The organism is Dyadobacter sp. LHD-138 (genome assembly GCF_030929615.1).
Lineage (GTDB): Bacteria > Bacteroidota > Bacteroidia > Cytophagales > Spirosomataceae > Dyadobacter.
In genome coordinates, this window is sequence record NZ_JAVFVU010000024.1 from 13,800 (window position 1) to 32,119 (window position 18,320).

Annotated in this window: 13 protein-coding genes; 6 read left to right on the forward strand and 7 right to left on the reverse strand. The window is 43.4% G+C overall.

What is annotated here, in order from left to right:
• Positions 1-460: 460 nt before the first annotated feature.
• Together RB622_RS18360 and corA are read right to left on the reverse strand one after the other, a co-directional pair.
• Positions 461-1,036 carry a GNAT family N-acetyltransferase gene (locus RB622_RS18360; RefSeq protein ID WP_308048057.1) on the reverse strand — a complete coding sequence of 192 codons (576 nt, stop codon included), beginning with the start codon at positions 1,034-1,036 and terminating at the stop codon, positions 461-463.
• Positions 1,037-1,075: 39 nt separating this feature from the next.
• Positions 1,076-2,020 (reverse strand): magnesium/cobalt transporter CorA, encoded by a 945-nt coding sequence (gene corA / locus RB622_RS18365; RefSeq protein WP_308048058.1) that lies wholly within the window; start codon positions 2,018-2,020, stop codon positions 1,076-1,078.
• Positions 2,021-2,074: 54 nt separating this feature from the next.
• Here corA and RB622_RS18370 point away from each other — a divergent pair, with 54 nt between their 5' ends.
• Together RB622_RS18370 and RB622_RS18375 are read left to right on the forward strand one after the other, a co-directional pair.
• The gene (locus tag RB622_RS18370; RefSeq protein WP_409021634.1) at positions 2,075-3,262 is read left to right on the forward strand and encodes an MFS transporter; all 1,188 of its coding nucleotides are present in this window, start codon (positions 2,075-2,077) and stop codon (positions 3,260-3,262) included.
• The gene (locus RB622_RS18375; RefSeq protein WP_308048061.1) at positions 3,252-3,857 is read left to right on the forward strand and encodes a YigZ family protein; all 606 of its coding nucleotides are present in this window, start codon (positions 3,252-3,254) and stop codon (positions 3,855-3,857) included. The genes RB622_RS18370 and RB622_RS18375 overlap by 11 nt, the downstream gene beginning before the upstream one ends.
• Here the strand turns inward: RB622_RS18375 and RB622_RS18380 are convergent.
• The 3 genes from RB622_RS18380 to RB622_RS18390 form a co-directional block, all read right to left on the reverse strand.
• On the reverse strand, positions 3,854-4,018 hold the full coding sequence (locus RB622_RS18380) for a hypothetical protein (RefSeq protein ID WP_308048062.1): 165 nt from the start codon (positions 4,016-4,018) through the stop codon (positions 3,854-3,856). The two genes, RB622_RS18375 and RB622_RS18380, sit on opposite strands and share 4 nt — an antisense overlap.
• Positions 4,019-4,128: 110 nt before the next feature.
• The gene (locus RB622_RS18385; RefSeq protein WP_308048063.1) at positions 4,129-5,892 is read right to left on the reverse strand and encodes a RagB/SusD family nutrient uptake outer membrane protein; all 1,764 of its coding nucleotides are present in this window, start codon (positions 5,890-5,892) and stop codon (positions 4,129-4,131) included.
• Positions 5,893-5,926: 34 nt separating this feature from the next.
• Positions 5,927-9,187, reverse strand: coding sequence for a TonB-dependent receptor (locus RB622_RS18390; protein WP_308048064.1), 3,261 nt, complete (start codon positions 9,185-9,187; stop codon positions 5,927-5,929).
• A gap of 319 nt (positions 9,188-9,506) precedes the next feature.
• On the opposite strand from RB622_RS18390, the gene uvrA reads away from it, so the two are divergent.
• From uvrA to RB622_RS18405, 3 genes are all read left to right on the forward strand, one after another.
• On the forward strand, positions 9,507-12,362 hold the full coding sequence (gene uvrA / locus RB622_RS18395) for an excinuclease ABC subunit UvrA (protein WP_308048065.1): 2,856 nt from the start codon (positions 9,507-9,509) through the stop codon (positions 12,360-12,362).
• 114 nt (positions 12,363-12,476) lie between these two features.
• Positions 12,477-12,734, forward strand: coding sequence for a DUF6364 family protein (locus tag RB622_RS18400; protein ID WP_308048066.1), 258 nt, complete (start codon positions 12,477-12,479; stop codon positions 12,732-12,734).
• Positions 12,731-13,150 (forward strand): PIN domain-containing protein, encoded by a 420-nt coding sequence (locus tag RB622_RS18405; RefSeq protein ID WP_308048067.1) that lies wholly within the window; start codon positions 12,731-12,733, stop codon positions 13,148-13,150. The genes RB622_RS18400 and RB622_RS18405 overlap by 4 nt, the downstream gene beginning before the upstream one ends.
• A 15-nt stretch (positions 13,151-13,165) precedes the next feature.
• On the opposite strand, the gene RB622_RS18410 is transcribed toward RB622_RS18405, so the two are convergent.
• Positions 13,166-13,903, reverse strand: a complete 738-nt coding sequence (locus RB622_RS18410; RefSeq protein ID WP_308048068.1) for a LytTR family DNA-binding domain-containing protein — start codon at positions 13,901-13,903, stop codon at positions 13,166-13,168.
• On the reverse strand, positions 13,900-14,970 hold the full coding sequence (locus RB622_RS18415; protein WP_308048069.1) for a histidine kinase: 1,071 nt from the start codon (positions 14,968-14,970) through the stop codon (positions 13,900-13,902). The genes RB622_RS18410 and RB622_RS18415 overlap by 4 nt, the downstream gene beginning before the upstream one ends.
• Positions 14,971-15,330: 360 nt before the next feature.
• Between RB622_RS18415 and RB622_RS18420 the strand changes: the two genes are divergently transcribed.
• Complete coding sequence (locus RB622_RS18420; RefSeq protein WP_308048070.1) at positions 15,331-18,159, forward strand: TonB-dependent receptor domain-containing protein; 2,829 nt, start codon at positions 15,331-15,333, stop codon at positions 18,157-18,159.
• Positions 18,160-18,320: the final 161 nt, after the last annotated feature.

An 18,320-nucleotide genomic window follows, 5' to 3' on the forward strand; every position in this document is an offset into this window, starting at 1 on the left:
TTACTAAAAGAGCCTATGGCAGATGATTCTCACGCTGCGATTGAAACGCCTTTTCTACAAGAATCATTGTATCTTCATTGATAAAGCTCATCAATTACTTTAAGCCTAATCAAATGCAACCACAGTCCATTGCATATAAACCTTTGATTCTGATCTGTTAAGAATTATCGAACTTATAATAATCCATACCAGATTTCTTATGAATCTGTTGCAAGTTTTATGCCAATAATGTTAAGACACTGGTTAGCCAAAAAGGGTTGGAAGAGGGAAAAATCTAAAAATTAACTTATCGTAAAACCATATTGATATTTCAAATATGTATTGAACTTTTTTTAGAATAAGCTAAAAGAAAGTATTGATTGTCACAATATTAAAAAATAATACATTATACGTAACAAAAAAAACTAGGATTGTTTGTATAGTGATAAATTATAATAAAATGATCCAGCATTGTGTTCTTTTATCCCTTTAATTTCCATGCAACGACATTCCATTCGTCGAGATGGTCCTGGTGAACATGGATTGTTTCAAATCCGACACGTTCGTGCGCGCGCTGAGATCTTTTGTTGGATGTTGAAATTTCTGTAATACAAAGGTCATAATGTGGACCGTACATGATTTTATGGGTCTGATACAGTTTGTCAAACAGGCCCTGACCACGAAAAGATTCGCCAACGCATATTTGCCCCATCACGTAATATTTATATTGTCCGATCAGTTTGCCATTCCACCGGATATTGTCACAAATCTCAAACATCGGTTGAAGATCAGGAATCAATTCACCCAATGCCGGTAACATCGCCAGTGCGAAAGCGATAACATTTCCGTCAACGGTGGCTATGATCTGGGGTGTGGTGTCGCACATGAATTCCAGTTGTTCCCTGGTGTGTGAAACCGTAAGGAAACCTTGTTCTTCTCTGGTTTTCTGCGAAATATTGGTTTTAAGGTTGCGCTGCTGAAGGGCTAAAATCTGTTCGATATGCTGATCAGATTTGGCGTGCGATAATGCTATTTGAAAAGCTGTATTTTGACTCATAAATATTTTTAACGTGCAGATTTGTTGATTTTAACGGGTTCAGATCCATTTTTTTCTTCTGAAAAACCATAAAACGACGAGCGAGGATAACACCATCAAAAGCAGCGATACCCAAAAACCCCAGGGCTCTTCGCTGGAAGGAATCTGACTGTAATTCATCCCAAAGATCCCTGCGATCAGCGTTGGCGGCATAAATATGATCGTCACCACGGTGAAAATCTTGATGACCTGACTTTGTTCAAGATTGATCAAACCCATAAAGGTATTCTGTAAATATTCCAGTCGTTCGAAGTTGAACGTGGTATATTCAAGCAGGGAGTTAATGTCTTTTAAGATGATCCGTAAATGTTCTTTTCGATCTTCCGGGAAATACTGGCTGCGTAAAATTCCGGAAAGTACGCGCTGCTTATCGATACTCGTTTCCCGAAGCATCATCGTGGTTTCCTGCAAGGCGCTGATCCGGAGCAAAACTTCCTGACGGGCTTTTTGCTCATGTGCCAGGTCCTTACTGATCACCGAAATATCACGTGAAATAGCTTCCAGGGAGTCAGCGTCCGCCTCGATTCTTGTTTCAAGAAGCATTAGCATAAAGTCGACCCCGGTTTGAAAAGTATCGGGACTCACCTTCATTTTCTTTACCGTGTCGGCGAAGGTTTTAGAATCACCACGCCGGTAAGTAAAGAGAATATTCTTGTGCAGAATAAATGAAACAGGATAGGTTTTATAGCCATCCCGGTCAATACTTAAAAAGTTGGAGTTGGCGTTGATCGTTTCATTTTGTTCGAAAAAACGGGAACTGCTTTCGATTTCGACTATTTCCTGGGGTGTCTGAAAACTGATGTCGCACTTATTTTCAACCCATTCCTCCTCTTCGGCAGAAGGGGATTGCAGATCAACCCAGACCAGGTTTTCAACCTTGCCCAGTTCGCGGATGTCGTTTTCGCGTTTGATGGATCGTCCTTCTTTATAAAATATTCTAACCATTTTCCATTTTCAACTATTCTAAACTATTGTCCAAGATAGTTGTAATTTTGTGGGATGCAAAATACGGCTTCTCCCGGAATATTCACACTGCAGTTTTGGTTGCTGGGTATGAGTTCCTTTTTATTCTCTTCCAGTTTTAATATGCTCATCCCCGAGCTGCCCGGTTATTTGTCAGCCATGGGCGGTGCAGAATACAAGGGCTTTATTATCGGACTCTTTACTTTAACGGCTGGGTTATCCAGGCCTTTCAGCGGTCGTTTGACCGACCGCGTCGGACGTGTCCCGGTGATGGCTTTCGGATCTCTGGTCTGTTTTCTGTGCGGATTTCTTTATCCGATCTTCACAACGGTGATGCCATTTTTGTTGTTAAGACTGGTTCATGGATTTTCAACGGGGTTTAAGCCAACGGGTACAGCGGCCTACATCGCGGACATTATTCCGGCTCACCGTCGGGGCGAAGCATTGGGTATTCATGGCATGTGTATGGGGGTTGGCTCCGCTTTTGGGCCGGCTATCGGCAGTATGATCAGTCAGTCGTTTTCTATGAATGCGTTATTTTATACTTCTTCTTTTTTTGCGTTGTTATCGATTGTGATTCTTTTCAATATGAAGGAAACGCTGGTCGAAAAGGAGCGAATTTCGGTCAGCGCATTTAAAATTACATGGCGGGATATTTTCGAACCGGATGTTTTCAGCCCGGCATTTGTAACGTTTCTGGCTTATTTTAGTTTTGGTGCCATCGCTACCTTAACGCCCGATTTTAGCGGATACCTGGGGATTACCAACCGAGGGATGTATTTTATGGTGTTCACTTTGTTCTCCATACTGATCCGTTTTGTAGCAGGAAAAATGTCGGACCGAAAGGGGAGGATTCCGGTTACGATCGCAGGCTGCGGTATCTTAATTCTCTCGATGTTCATCACCGGATATGCCGACTCCGTTACTTCATTTCTTACCGGCGCAGCCTTTTTTGGCATTTCAATGGGGATTTTGTCGCCCGTACTTTCAGCCTGGACCGTGGATTTAAGCAGTGACCATAACCGCGGCAGGGCGATAGCTACCATGTACATTTCCCTGGAAGCGGGAATTGGGTTAGGTGCATTCCTGTCGGCAGCTCTTTTTGCCAATAAAAGAGAAAACCTTCCCCTGGTGTTTTTATATATGGCGGCGTTTGCCGGCGCAGCTTTAATTTATTCCATTCTTTTGTACAGACATAAAAAAAGAGCCAGCCGTGTTATTTGAAGATACCTATCGTACCGTTGCGGAGCCCGTTGAAGGATTTTTTAAGGATAAAGGGAGCAAATTTATTTCTTTCGTTTTTCCGATATCCTCTGAAAATGAGGCTAAATCTCATTTGCTGGCGCTAAGGGAAATACATCCCAGAGCCAACCATCATGTGTACGCATACAGGCTGGGGATGGATCGAATGCAATATCGGTTAAGTGATGACGGCGAGCCATCCGGTTCTTCGGGCCGGTCGATCCTGAATACGCTTTATTCCAAAGAGATCACCAATGTGCTGGTGATTGTTGTACGCTATTTTGGAGGGACTTTATTGGGAATTCCGGGTTTGATTAACGCGTACAGGTCGGCAACCGAAGATGCGTTGGAAAATGCGGAGATTGTTGTGAAACATCTCTTCAGTCTTTACAAGCTGAGTTTTTCGTACATTCAGATGAACGACGTCATGCGCATTGTAAAAGAATTGGAGTTGCCGGTCAGTGAACAGCTTTTTGAAATGGAGTGCACCCTGGTTGTGGAAGTAAGGAACACATTGTTGGAACGTTTTATGACGCGGGTAGAAAAAGTTGAGGACCTGAAGGTAGAATTGGTTTAACCATTCTCTTTGAGGAATTTGATGAAATCGTCTTCATATTCTTTCACTGCCTTCAATAACTCATCCAGCTCTTTCTTTTCCGGCGTACCTGCTTTTGCTCCATAAATTTCGTCAATTCTTTCAGAAGCTTTTTCGTAGTCGCCTTCGTTTTTTAATACCATGTCTGAGTCATTTATAATATTTTACAAATATAATTTTATTGGTAACAAACACAAAAACCGGCCCGAAGGCCGGCTCTTGGATTTAGTTTAGGTAAGTATAAAAACTTCGACTAGTAGCCAGGATTCTGGGTTAGTGTTGGCTTTCCATTCAATTGGCTGTTCAGGATTTCATCCTGCGGTAGCGGAAAGTAAAGGTTTTTGTCAGTAAATGTTTTTCCTGTCATGTATCCTCTTTTACTAAAAGTCCGTCCTGATGGCTCTTTGCCGGCTACCGCCTCTTCTGCTGCATATTTATTTAAAACTTTTACTGCAATGCCCCAGCGCACCAGGTCAAAAAAACGGTGACCTTCCATTGCAAACTCAAGGCGCTGTTCCATACGTGTTGCATTTCGGGCAAAGTCTGCACCTTTGCTTGCAAAAGTTCCTACCGGATAAGGTTCCACTTTGTATGTAACGGAAGCATCTTGTAACGATCCTGTTTTTGCCCGGTTACGGATCTGGTTTACATAACCTTCTGCAACGGCTAGATTTCCAAGTTCAATTTCACATTCTGCCAACCATAACAATACGTGAGAAAGTTTAATCATCCTGAAATTATTATTAACGTTTCGTTTGCTGGTCGAATGCGTTGTGCTGTTTTCTTCGCCAAGGTAGTACATCCACTTTTTACCTGTGAATGGTCCTGCATAAGTTTGATCCCGAATCCAGGAAGAGCCTGGCATAGGTCCCCAATCCAGGAAGTTCACACCACGACGCCCAACTGTCCAGTCAAGACGAGGATCTACCGGGATTGTTTTGTCCAATGTAAATGGCGCAGATGCCGCTATTCCCTGATCGTTTGGTAGATCTATTTTATTATATGTATCGAGTGTACCGTCGGCTGCTTCGCCAATTAAGGGCAATCCATTCTCCGTTTTGAATGCGTTCACCAGGTTATGTGATGCCTGGTAAAACCCGCAGCAGCCACGGCCGGGGGCACCTGCTGAATAAGGCCAGTTAAGGTTATCTCCTGCATTACCATTGTTGCCGTTCGTTCCGTCGTTTACTGAAAACTGCACTTCGAAAATAGATTCACTATTATTGTTTCCGGCAGTTCGGTAATTGTCATGATAGTTCGGCACAAGTTTCTTCCCTGAATTAGTTAGTACATCGTCAAGTAGTGCTTTTGCCGGTCCCCATTTTTTCTGAAACAAGTATGTTTTGGCAAGGAAAGATTTTGCGGCCCATTGTGTAGCTCTTCCTTTTTGAGACTGTGTTGCAGGCAAATTTTTGACCGCGAAATCGAAGTCCGCTTCAATTTTAGGCCAGATATCCTCTGTATTAGGTATTTTCGTCGAATTTGGATCTGACGATACATAAATCTTGTCGTCAATGTAAGGAATTTTATTCCACATTTTCTTCGCTTCAAAATGAAAGAATCCTCTGAGAAAACGTGCCTCAGCGGTTACTTGTAATTTTTCAGCGTCAGTCATGTCCTTAACCAATTCACTGTTCACGATCTGGATGACTTCATTACACCTTCCAACACCGTCATATTGATGCCACCATTTTCCTAAAAAGTAAGTGTTGTCAGACAGCCAGTTGTATTGCTCGATAAATGACTGTTCGGGCTGGTCGCCTGCATCAGTACCTTTTACAGCATCATCGCTGGTAATTCCACCGAATACGTAATTTGAAACTGTTGACTGGCGACCCGTATTACCTGATCCAACGCCATCCACAAGCGAATACGCTCCGATCAACAATGCATTGACACCATTTTTATTACTTAACTGTTCAACCGAAGCGCGGCCCTGTGGTTTTAGATCAAAAAAGCTGTCGGAGCAAGCGAAGCTGATCGCGGTCATGAAAATTATTAAAGCTATTTTTTTCATTTTAGTATATGAAATTTTTGTTAATGTCAAAATATTAGAAACCGAAACGCACACCGACAAGATATGATTTAGCTACGGGATAGGCACCTTCATCCACACCTAAATGCTTATCCTCATTATCATTACCGGATCTTCTCAGGTTAATATCAGGATCAAGTCCGGTATACTTTGTAAACGTGAGTAAATTTTGTCCTTGCAAATAAACCTGTGCAGATGCGATCTTTACTTTTTTCAGCAACGCCGAAGGAAGTGTATAAGTCAACTGGATGTTTTTGATACGGAAATAAGATCCGTCTTCCAAAAAGTAAGAAGAAACTTGTTGGCTTGTAGCATCTCCTGAATTTAACCTCGGTAATTTGGCATCGTCGCCTGACTTTTTCCAGGAATTATAAAGCATGTCCTTTGATCTGTTACCTTGGAAAACGTTGAAATCTGTCCAATACCTTGTATAGTTAAAGATCTCATTACCATATACTCCTTGTCCAAATACCGTAAGGTCAAATGCTTTATAGCCAACATTTAGGTTAACTCCATAGTTAAAATCCGGGTGTGGACTGCCTATGATAGTTCGATCAGCAGCTGTAATGATACCGTCGCCATTTACATCTCTGAATTTGAAAACGCCTTCTCGCGTATACGAACCGAATTTAGGAGCAGCATCCGCTTCAGTTTGGTCTTTAATAACGCCATCAACAAAATAGCCATAATAGCTGGCAATTGGAGAGCCAGCCCTGGAAGCTGACATGGCAGGAAGGCGGGTTGCAAATCCAAAAATGGTTGAATTGGGATCGTTGTTCAACTTCACAACATTATTCTTATAATGCCCGAAATTAACTCCTAAGGCATAATAGAAGTCATTCTTTCTATCCCTGAAATTAAGACCGATGTCGAAACCTTTGTTTGTGACCTCTCCAATATTTGTATAAGGGATTGTTCCTGTACCGGAAGTACGAGGAATAGCGATCTGAGTCAACATATCTGTTGTTTTTCGGCTATACAAATCGAGGACAACTTCAAGCTTGCTGTTTAACAAAACTGCATCTATACCAATATTTGTAGAAGTATTCGTTTCCCATTTACCATTGGCATTACCGAATTGTACCAGGTCGAATCCTCCAACAATGGATGAGCCGGTTCCATTGATGTCATAACCATTGTTCTGTGGATCAGCAGCATAGAGCGTATAGGCATTATACACGTTCGGGATCAGCTGGTTGCCCGTTTTGCCCCATCCAAAACGTAGTTTCAAATCGTCCAGTACTTTTCGGGTTGGTTTCATGAAATCCAGCTCTGTCATACGCAGTCCAACTGAAAACGCAGGAAAAATACCATAACGATATGTCTCAGAGAAACGTGAAGATCCATCACGACGTAGTGTGAAATCTGCCAGAAAAAGATCTTTATAACCATAGTTAATTTTACCGAACTGAGAGAAAAGTGCACTTCTTGTTGCGCCGGCACCCGCGTTGGCTAATCCGGCTGCTGCACCTGCATCCAGATAACGGTAGTCGACATCATCAAATGCAAAACCACTTCTACTAGCCTGAAAACCTGCTGCGTAAGTTTTAACGGCCTCTGTTCCTATTAAAACATTCAAATTATGCGACCCAAATATTTTGGCATAATTCAATGTGTTAAACCAGGTAAATGAGCGGTCCAGGTTATTGATTACATTCAAGCTGTTCGCATTTCTTGCCTCAGCCGCCTCAATATCTCTGTGAAAATACTCAGAACGGTTTGACTGATTGTATTCAAGGCCAAAACTGGTGCGACCGGTCAATCCGGGTAAGATATCAATCTGGGCATAAGCATTTCCGAATACGTGGGTTCCTTTGGTGATGTTGTCTTTTTCACGGTACAAGCGTGCCAATGGGTTAGGCGCATTTCCGAGGTTACTTCCCCGGCTACCTGCGAAACCGTTGTATGGAGATGTATTATTTCCGCCCAGTGCCTGTGGGCCATTTGTAATATCAAAGACCGGAATAATAGGATGGACACGGATGGCAAACATGATTGGATTACTCTCATCATTGTTTGTAATACCCTGGCGTTCATCGTAAGAAAAAGTAAGGTTCTCACCTACGGTGACTTTTCCTTTTTTGAATTCAGTATTGGCCCTGATGGAATATCTTTTGTAATTAGTATACTTCAAAATACCATTCTGTTTGAAATAATTTGCAGAAATAGCATACTTCGCGGTATTTGAGCCTCCGCTTGCTCCGATTTGATAATTTGAAATCGGAGCCGGATCAAAAATAACATCCTGCCAGTCAGTACCCTCCTTATTAGCTTTGGTGATGTTGAAAGCTGTCTTTCCCAGGTTTGGATCTGCAATGTCATTGGTGTAGGTGTAGGTGGCTGGAAGCCCACCATATACGTTAGGGTAAATGTAGTCGGCGATAGTCTGTTTACCGTTTTCATCAAATTTGTACTGAACCGAAGGAGAAGTAACAGAAGGATTTTTACCTGCACCGAGATCTGATTGATACAGATATTCTCCCAACTCTCTGGTGTTCAGTAAATCCAGCATTTTGCCAGGGCGTTGAGTTCCGGTATAAAAGTCAAACGTGATGCTGGGAGCTCCGGGTTTACCTTTCTTGGTTGTAATGATCACAACACCATTGGCAGCACGGGCGCCATAAATGGAAGCAGCAGACGCATCCTTAAGTACCTGCATGGACTCAATATCATTCGGATTGAGCTGGTTGAGCGTACCCTGAGTCGGAACGCCGTCGATGACATACAAAGGGCTGTTGTTGTTAATAGATCCGAACCCCCTTATACGTACCATGGTGCCACCTCCCGGAGAATTATCATTTCCAACAGTAACACCTGCGGCGCGCCCCTGAAGCATCTGTGTTACGCTGGCCGCAGGCAGAGCAGTAAGTTCCTTTGGGCTTATTACGGTGACCGCACCGGTAATGTCCTGTTTGCGCTGGGAAGCGTAACCGGTCACAACGACTTCGGTCAATGCCTTCACATCATCCACAAGAACGAGATTAACTACTGACTGTGCGTTTGGGACGACTATTTCCTGCTTGATAAACCCGATCGAAGAAAATACAAGCGTAACACTTTCGGCTTTTACATTGATGGAAAACTTGCCGTCGCTGTCTGTGACGGTCCCGGTTGTAGATCCTTTTAAGGTGACACTGACACCGGGAATTGCGTTGCCATCTGCGGAGGAAGTCACGCCTCCGGTAATCGTTTTTTCTTGGGCATTTGCCGTACCACAAAATATTGCCGTAAGCAATAGGGCAGCAGCAAACATTACGAATCGTAAATTTTGCTTCATAGAAATGAATGGGTTGAGATGTTAAAAAAATATTACTTAATGTCAATTTAGTATCAAATCTAAACATTAGTTCAGACTTATTTCAATATTTCATACTTTTGTAAAGAAAAAATATAAATATACTAATGGTTGCAAAATTGTTTTTGATCTGCACATTCTAGTTTGTCTGCGTTCGTACCTGGTTATTGGAATGTGCTTAGGTCACCGACATTGAATGCACCTATTGACGGAAAATCACATACGATTTTTGCAACTCAACCCGTACATTTGTGGTTATTCTAGATAGTGCCTTACACGGTTATAAATCAATAGGATCATTTTGGAACATTTGAATGGAATTGAAGTTGCTGCACAGGACCTGATCGAAGTGCAGGGTGCCCGGGAGCATAATCTGAAAAATATTGATGTGAGTATCCCCCGCAACAAGCTGGTGGTGGTAACGGGTATAAGCGGCAGCGGAAAATCGTCTCTGGCTTTTGATACCATTTATGCTGAAGGCCAGCGGCGGTATATGGAAAGTTTTTCTGCTTACGCGCGTGGTTTTATCGGTGAAATGGAAAGGCCTGACGTGGATAAGATCAGCGGATTGTCGCCGGTGATCAGCATTGAACAGAAAACGACTTCGCGAAATCCCCGCTCGACGGTTGGGACGGTTACAGAAATTTATGATTTCCTGCGGTTGTTATACGCAAGGGCAGGAGAGGCATACTCGTACGTTACCGGCAGAAGAATGGTGAAACAGTCGCAGGACCAGATTGTAAACCAGTTAATGACCCAGTTTTTAGGTCAGAAAACGATTTTGCTTGCGCCTGCTGTAAAGGGCAGAAAAGGGCATTACCGTGAGCTTTTTGTGCAAATCGCCCGCCTGGGTTATACCAAGGTGCGTGTGGACGGAGAGGTGCAGGACATTGTTCCAAAAATGCAGCTGGACCGCTATAAGGTACACGATATTGAAATTGTGATAGACCGGGTTGTACCTAAAAAAGAATCCGAAGATCCGCAGTCACGTTACCGTTTGAGCCAATCGGTTGCCACGGCGATTAAGCAGGGGAAAGGCGCTTTGATGGTTTTGGATGAAAAAGGAGAGACCTACTATTTTTCACAAAACCTGATGGATCCGGAATCGGGGATCAGTTATGATGATCCGTCTCCGAATAACTTTTCCTTTAACTCGCCTTATGGCTGGTGTCCGACCTGCCAGGGATTGGGCATGGTAGACGAAATTACCGAAGATTCCATTATCCCTGATCGTTCATTATCGGTTAGCAAAGGTGGTATTGCACCTATGGGGGAATACCGCGACTCGTGGATTTTCAAACAAATGGAGGTTTTGTTAAAACCTTTTAAGGTAAGTCTTAACACACCGCTTGATAAATTTCCGGAAGAGGCCATTAAAATTGTTTTGTTTGGCAGTGAAGAACCTGTTGCCGTGCCTTCCAAGAAATATCCGGGAACGGAGTGGGATACGAAGTTTGACGGTATTATCAACTTTCTTAAACGCCAGCAGGAATCAGGTAATGACAAGATTCAGGATTGGCTGAAAGATTTTATGACCACGAATGTTTGCTCGGAATGTAACGGGAAACGTTTGAGAAAGGAATCACTGCATTTTAAAGTAGATGGAAAGGATATTGCCGATCTTTCAAACCGTGACGTGCGGGAACTTGCCAACTGGCTGGTTAACCTCGAAGATCGTCTGGAAGAAAGGCAACGGGTTATTGGGCATGAGGTATTAAAGGAAATTCGTAAAAGAGTTGGTTTTTTGCTGGATGTCGGTTTGGATTATCTGACGTTGAACCGTTCGCTCCGGACACTTTCTGGTGGAGAAGCACAGCGTATCAGGCTCGCTACACAAATAGGTACGCAGCTCACCGGTGTTTTGTATATTATGGATGAACCGAGTATCGGGCTTCATCAGCGGGACAACGTCAGGCTGATCAATTCCTTGAAAAGTCTGCGCGACCTTGGCAACACGGTTTTGGTGGTGGAGCATGATAAGGATATGATGCTTGCTTCGGATTATATCGTGGATATTGGCCCGGGTGCTGGCCGGCATGGCGGACACGTCGTTGGCGCGGGAACACCGGAGCAGTTTTTGGCAAATGGATCTTCAACGGCCGATTTTTTAAGTGGACGTCAGAAAATAGAAATTCCAAAGGTGCGCAGAAAAGGCAATGGCAACTACCTGTCTCTGAAAGGATGTACAGGCCATAACCTTAAAAATGTAACGATGGCATTTCCTTTGGGAACGATGATTTCGGTAACAGGCGTAAGTGGCAGTGGAAAATCATCTTTGATTCATGAAACGCTTTTTCCGCTGTTAAATCATCATTTTTATAAATCAAGGAGAGAACCGCTTGCCTATAAATCCATTGAGGGTTTAGAACATATTGATAAGGTGATCGAGGTGGACCAGTCGCCGATCGGGCGTACGCCGCGTTCCAATCCGGCAACGTATACGAATCTTTTTACCGATATCCGGACACTTTTTGCCGAATTGCCTGAAGCGAAGATCCGTGGTTACAAACCCGGTCGTTTTTCTTTCAATGTAAAAGGCGGAAGATGTGAGGATTGTGAAGGTGCGGGAATGAAGAGAATTGAAATGGACTTTCTCCCTGATGTGCACGTGAATTGTGAAACCTGTAAAGGGAAACGGTTTAACCGCGAGACCTTGGAAGTACGCTTCAAAGGAAAATCGGTTGCGGATATTTTGGATATGACTGTGGAAACGGCACTGGAGTTTTTTGAAAACCAGCCTCGTATTTTGAGAAAGGTACAAACGCTTTTTAACGTAGGTTTGGGCTATATCACCCTGGGACAACATGCTACCACGCTTTCAGGCGGGGAGGCCCAGCGGGTGAAATTATCGGAGGAATTGTCAAAACGCGATACGGGTAAGACATTATATATCCTGGATGAACCGACAACAGGACTGCACTTTCAGGATATCAAACACCTTTTGGTCGTTTTGGATAAGCTGGTGAATAAAGGAAATACCGTCCTGATCATCGAGCATAACCTGGATGTCGTGAAAGTTTCGGACTATGTCATTGACCTTGGGCCGGAAGGCGGCGCGCTGGGCGGGAAAATAATCGCCGAGGGAACACCGGAAAAGGTTTCGAAAGTGAAGGGCAGTTATACCGGATTTTTTCTGAAAGAGGAGTTGAAAGGGTAGATTTTAGACTTAATAGTTATTTCAATTCATGGAGAGTCAGGTTGCATTACCTGCCTCTTCATTGTTTTTTTACGTACCTATTTTATATATTTGTACGTACTTAATTCGGTTGACATGGACACGAAACTTACACTAAAACTCAATAAAGATATTATTGAACGAGCAAAGGAGTATGCTTCTGCTCATAAGCGAAGTTTGTCTGGTATTATTGAATCTTATTTGCAGTCTCTTACCAGTCTTGATGAATCCAAAGAGATGGATGATATTGAAATAACGCCGTTCATAAAAAGTATATCGTCAGGATCAAAACTTCCGGATGACTTCGATTATAAAAAGGAGTATCGTGATCATTTGGAAGAAAAATATAAATGAGAACCAGGGTATTTCTTGATACAAACGCTATGATGGATTTGCTATCCGAGAGGCAGCCCTTTTATAATTACATCGCAAAAATCGCTTCACTGGCGGATAAAGGAGAACTTGATTTGATCGTTTCAGCGTTATCATATACGACGGTTAACTACTTATTGACCAAAATAGACACCCCGGAAACAATTAAAGATAAGCTTAGAAAGTTTCGGATTATTTCGGAGGTAGCCAGCCTGGACGAGGAAGTGATCGAGAAGGCGCTCAATTCTAATTTTTCTGATTTTGAAGACGCAGTGCAATATTTTAGCGCGCTAAAATCAAATTGTAAAATTATTATAACAAGAAACGCCAAAGATTTTAAAGAATCAACCTTGCCAATCATGACAGCGGAAGAATTTTTGATAATGCGAGCGAAGTAATTTGCGAAAACAATCTCACATCCACTTACTCAGAAACTGGTTAAAATTCTCCTTATACTGGTCACTCACCGGAATCGTCACAGCTCCAATTTGAATCGTATTTCTGGTCACTGCGCCAATCTTATCCAGATTAACAATAAAAGACCGGTGCACCCGCATAAATTTAGCAGAGGGTAATTTTTCCTCCAAAGCTTTCAGACTCGTGAGAGAAAGGACCGGTTTTGTATCTGATTTTAAAATAACCTTTACGTAATCTTTTAAACCTTCGACGTACAGAATATCGTCGTAAGCGATGCGTACGAGCTGATATTCTACTTTCAAAAATAAATAATCTTCCTTTTGTTCGGGAGCGGCCGGACCGCTGGCGGCCCGTTGTACAAGTTCCACATAAGCTTTACCTTTAGAAGCAGCTCTCAGGAATTCTTCATAATTGAACGGTTTCAGTAAATAATCAAGCGCATCGACACGAAATCCGTCCAGTGCAAACTGGTTGAAAGCCGTCGTGAAAATAATTCTGGGGCCTTGATTGCCTGATTTTTCAATGATCCGGGCGAGCTCAATACCCGTCAGATCCGGCATTTGAATATCGAGAAATATCAGGTCAACGGATTGCTGATGAATCGCTTCCAGTGCTTCAACGGCGCTGGAATAACGCCCGGCCAGGTTTAAAAAAGGTGTTTTGTCAATAAAAGCACAAACCAGTCCGAGCGCCAGGGGCTCGTCGTCTACGGCTATGCATTGTAATACATTCATGCGAGTTGCAATTCCAGGTGTACTTCAAATTCTTTTCCGTCCGTATTTTCGCTGACATCCAGCTGATATTTTCCCGGGTACAGCAAATCCAGTCTTCTTTGTGTGTTGGTGAGCCCGATTCCGTTGCTTTCGTCGAGGACCGTCCTTTTTTCAGGAAACAGCGTATTCTTTACCTCAATATAAACTTTGGGACCTTGCTGCCAGATCCTGATATCAATATGGCTTGGCTGTACCGCGCTTACGCCATGTTTGAACGCATTTTCAATGAAGGGCAAAAACAGCATCGGCGCAATGGAAACGTCATGCAAGGGCAAAGGAGGTTGCAGATTGACCGTTACTTTGTCCGTTAATCTCAGCTGCATCAACTGAATGTAATCCTGGGCAAAGGCAATTTCCTGGCTCAGTAAAACGGTACCATGCTGGGTTTCGTACAAAACATAACGCATCATCCTGGAAAGTTTGTGCAGCGCTTCCCTGGCCGCTTCCACGTCGATGATCGTTAATGCATAAATATTGTTCAGCGTGTTAAAAAAGAAATGCGGGTTGATTTGCGCTTTCAAAAAAGAAAGCTCTGAATTAATCTTTTCCTGTTCAAGATTTTGCCGGTATTGTTTGTCACGCTGCGCATTTTGGACCGCTGCAACACTGGTGCTTATACCAATGATAATCAGTGCGGTCAGTAAAGCGAAATAGTCCAGTCTGTCCTGGTGTTTTTTATCTCCATTCGCTTCCCTGGCCATTTTAAATGCCTTGTCCATTTGTTCACCATGATTAATGGCAACCTTCACCTGTTCCATTAAAACGGCCAATGCCACCACCGACACCATGTTGAACAGGATAAACCGCCAGTATTTGTTTCGGGCAAGATAACGTGGAAACCAGAAATAGAAATTGAGGTAAAAAATGATGATAAGCATTGAAAACAGCAGAACCTGCTTAATCCAGAAAGTAATCGGAAACTGAATCTGCCAGCTTAAAGGCTGCCACATCAGAAATAATGCCAGAAAACTCCAGCCTAAAAGATGCAGGAAAACCGGGGGATACTTTCGAACCGTGGGGTTGTTCATAAAAAAATTTATTTCAATGCCATTAAACCTTTTAATCACAATACAATCATACAGGGAAAAATCTTAACAGCCTAGCCGATTCGATCAAAGTAACTTAATAATCGACAGATAGGCGCTGCGGCTCTATGAGCGGATTCGGGTAATACAGGGGATGTTTTGCGGGGATAATGCTGGTATTTGTATTGAAAAACAGGTATTTGACGAATTTTAGCCTGCTGATTTTAGCCATTCTGTCAGCCTTCTCATCGTTCAGAAATGCCCATTGATCGGTAGAACCTACCTTTCCATCTATTGCCTTTTTTTTACCGTAGAATTGATACTTATTTTGAACCTGATCTATTAATTATTGCCCGATTCACCATGAACATGATAAAACGATTTACATTATTAGGACTTATCCTTGGATTGACAACCACAGCGTTCGCACAGTTTGGCGGCGGTGGCGGTGGAGGCGGTGGCCGCTCGGGTGGCGGAGGTGGAGATTTTCAGCGCGGAGGAGACAGACAAAGACAGGCTGTAATCCCGGGGACTCTGGATGATGCACCAAAAGGTAATGGAAGAATAAAGGGTATCCTGGTCGATTCAGTTTCTAAAAAGGCTGTGGAGTTTGCTGCATTGGCTTTGGTTGACGACAAAACAAACACGCCGGTGGACGGAACAACCACGGACGAAAAGGGAGCTTTCAATATGAACAAAGTGGCTGCGGGAAATTTCAAGATTTTGATCTCTTTTATCGGATATAAAACAAAAACTTTAAAAGGTATTAAAATTGATAAGAAAACGGAGCTGGACCTGGGTTCAATCGTTTTATCTCCTGATGTTGTACAGCTGAATGAAGTTCAGGTGGTAGGGATGGCACAGCTTATTGAAGAAAAAGTGGACCGGTTGGTTTTCAATGCTGAAAAAGATATTACGAGTAAGGGTGGTGACGCCAGTGACGTGATGCGGAAAGTGCCGATGCTTTCGGTTGACCTGGATGGAAACGTATCGCTACGAGGCAACTCCAATGTGCGGGTTTTGATTAACAATAAGCCGTCGACGATGATCGCAACCAGTGTTGCAGATGCATTGAAGCAAATTCCGGCTGATATGATTAAATCGGTTGAGGTGATCACATCGCCGTCTGCTAAATATGATGCGGAAGGTTCTGGAGGTATCATTAATATCATCACCAAAAAGAGTACCATTCAGGGTGGTACGTTAAATTTGAATACGGGTGTAGGGAACAGAGGTTCGAACCTCGGTCTTAGAGGGAATTATCGTACCGGAAAACTTGGGTTTAGCCTGGGCGGTTTTGGCCGATTCAACTATAATCAGCCAGGTCGTACGGATAACCTGCAAACGGGGAAGGTGGAGGAATTTTCTGTAAAGCAAACAACGACTTCCAAGAATAACGGTGCCTTCGGATCTTATAACTTCGGTACAGATTATGAAATCGATAACAATACTTCGATTTCGGCCGGTATCCGTTACGGGTTGAGAAATCAAAAAACGCCTCAGTCCATTTTAACTGAAAATACAAGAGGTGGCGTGACATCAACTTCGTACCGTGATGTGGATGTGAAAGACTTATCCGGAACCTGGGACGTTAACGTGGATTACATCAAAACATTAAACAAACCACAGCAGGAATTAAGTATCCTGGGACAATACAGCAGGAATAACCGTACCAATGATTTCGATGCGGATTTATACAATTACAAAAGCGGCGTGTCAGAACTGATTGGGCACTCGGGTAATAACAACAAGAGCTCTAACCAGGAAAGTACCTTACAGATCGATTACCAGACTCCGATTAAAAATAACCAGTTACTGGAAATGGGAGGTAAGGGTATATTCCGGCAGGTACTTAGCCGTTATGATTATTACAATACGGTCAATACGCCGGATCCGTCAAGCAGCCTGGATTATGATCAGAATGTTGCTGCGGGATATCTTTCTTACACCGTTACAACAAAAAGCAAATTTACGCTGAAGGCAGGTGCGCGCTATGAATACACGGGTATCAATGCAAAACAGGGTGAGGTTGAGCTTAACCTGCCTGCGTATGGTAACCTGGTTCCAAGTGTAAATTTGTCCAAAACTTTTGGCAAAGGCCAGACGATCAAACTGGGTTATAACCGTCGTCTGCAGCGCCCGGGTATCCAGTTCCTGAATCCGAACGTGAATATGTCGAACCCGCAGAATATTACGAAAGGAAATCCTAATCTGAATCCTGAGCTTACGGATCAGGTTGAACTGGGAACGAGTTTCTTCAAGAATAGTTTATACATCAACGTGGCTACGTTCGCCCGCTTTACGAACAACTCGATCGAAAGTATTCGTACGACAAGCGCTGATGGGGTAATCACGACGACTTACGGTAACATTGGAGCAAAAAAGAATTACGGTGCCAACATTTTCGGGAACCTTACCTTGTTTAAAATCTGGTCCGTTGGCGGAGGTATTGATGCCTATTATGTAAACCTGAAAAACAATAGCCCGGTAGCAGCGCTTCAATCCCACAACGATGGTATTGTAGTCAGTGGCCGTTTCCGTACCGGTTTGGTGCTGAAAGGCGGCTGGGGGATTCAGGCCGGTGGATTTGCACGGGGTAAAGAAATTCAGCTGCAGGGTTCACAAGGCGGATTCAGAATGTATGACCTGGGTGTTAAAAAGGATTTCAAGAACAAGAGAGGAAGCATCGGTTTGGCGATGGAGAACTTCTTTACTGACGCGCTTAAAATGAAAACCAACCTGTCTTCGTCAACATTTGATCAGGTAAGCACAACGTACCGCTACAACCGCGGTTTCCGTGTCAACTTCTCATACACGCTTGGTAAAATGACTTTTGTTGAACAGAAAACCCGCAGAAGAAAATCGGTAAGTAATGATGATCAGAAAAGTGATGGTGGCGGAAATGATGGCGGCGGCCAAATGCAGCAGGCAGCTCCGGCGGCTACGCCAGCGGTGACACCTCAAGGCGGAGCAGGTGCCGGCCGTCCGGCTGGTGCAGGTAACCGACCACAGGGACAAAGCGGATTGACAGCGCCTCAAAAAAGCACAGCCGACAGCACATCCCGCAGACAACCCGGGATGAACATGCCTCAGAGACCTGACAGCACGCAAAGGGTACCTGCGGACAGCACTAAAAAAGTACCGGCGGTTATTCCTCAGACTCCGGCCGATAGCACGTCGAAGAAACCCTGATACTATTCCTTCGATTAAAAATCAGAATCGGTTATTCATGAAAAAGAGGGTGTCTCAAAACCAAAATGAGGCACCCTCTTTCATTTACGTTATTTGCCACGGCAAAACTGAGGTTTGAATTCATACAATCAAATCTCAGCGAGATTAATTTGCCAGCTGGG

Bases quoted from the DNA above. Each gene is read 5' to 3' on its own strand.
- RB622_RS18360 (WP_308048057.1), bottom strand. From the start codon at position 1,036: ATGAGTCAAAATACAGCTTTTCAAATAGCATTATCGCACGCCAAATCT.
- corA (WP_308048058.1), bottom strand. From the start codon at position 2,020: ATGGTTAGAATATTTTATAAAGAAGGACGATCCATCAAACGCGAAAAC.
- RB622_RS18370 (WP_409021634.1), top strand. From the start codon at position 2,075: ATGCAAAATACGGCTTCTCCCGGAATATTCACACTGCAGTTTTGGTTG.
- RB622_RS18380 (WP_308048062.1), bottom strand. From the start codon at position 4,018: ATGGTATTAAAAAACGAAGGCGACTACGAAAAAGCTTCTGAAAGAATT.
- RB622_RS18385 (WP_308048063.1), bottom strand. From the start codon at position 5,892: ATGAAAAAAATAGCTTTAATAATTTTCATGACCGCGATCAGCTTCGCT.
- RB622_RS18390 (WP_308048064.1), bottom strand. From the start codon at position 9,187: ATGAAGCAAAATTTACGATTCGTAATGTTTGCTGCTGCCCTATTGCTT.
- RB622_RS18400 (WP_308048066.1), top strand. From the start codon at position 12,477: ATGGACACGAAACTTACACTAAAACTCAATAAAGATATTATTGAACGA.
- RB622_RS18405 (WP_308048067.1), top strand. From the start codon at position 12,731: ATGAGAACCAGGGTATTTCTTGATACAAACGCTATGATGGATTTGCTA.
- RB622_RS18410 (WP_308048068.1), bottom strand. From the start codon at position 13,903: ATGAATGTATTACAATGCATAGCCGTAGACGACGAGCCCCTGGCGCTC.
- RB622_RS18415 (WP_308048069.1), bottom strand. From the start codon at position 14,970: ATGAACAACCCCACGGTTCGAAAGTATCCCCCGGTTTTCCTGCATCTT.
- RB622_RS18420 (WP_308048070.1), top strand. From the start codon at position 15,331: ATGAACATGATAAAACGATTTACATTATTAGGACTTATCCTTGGATTG.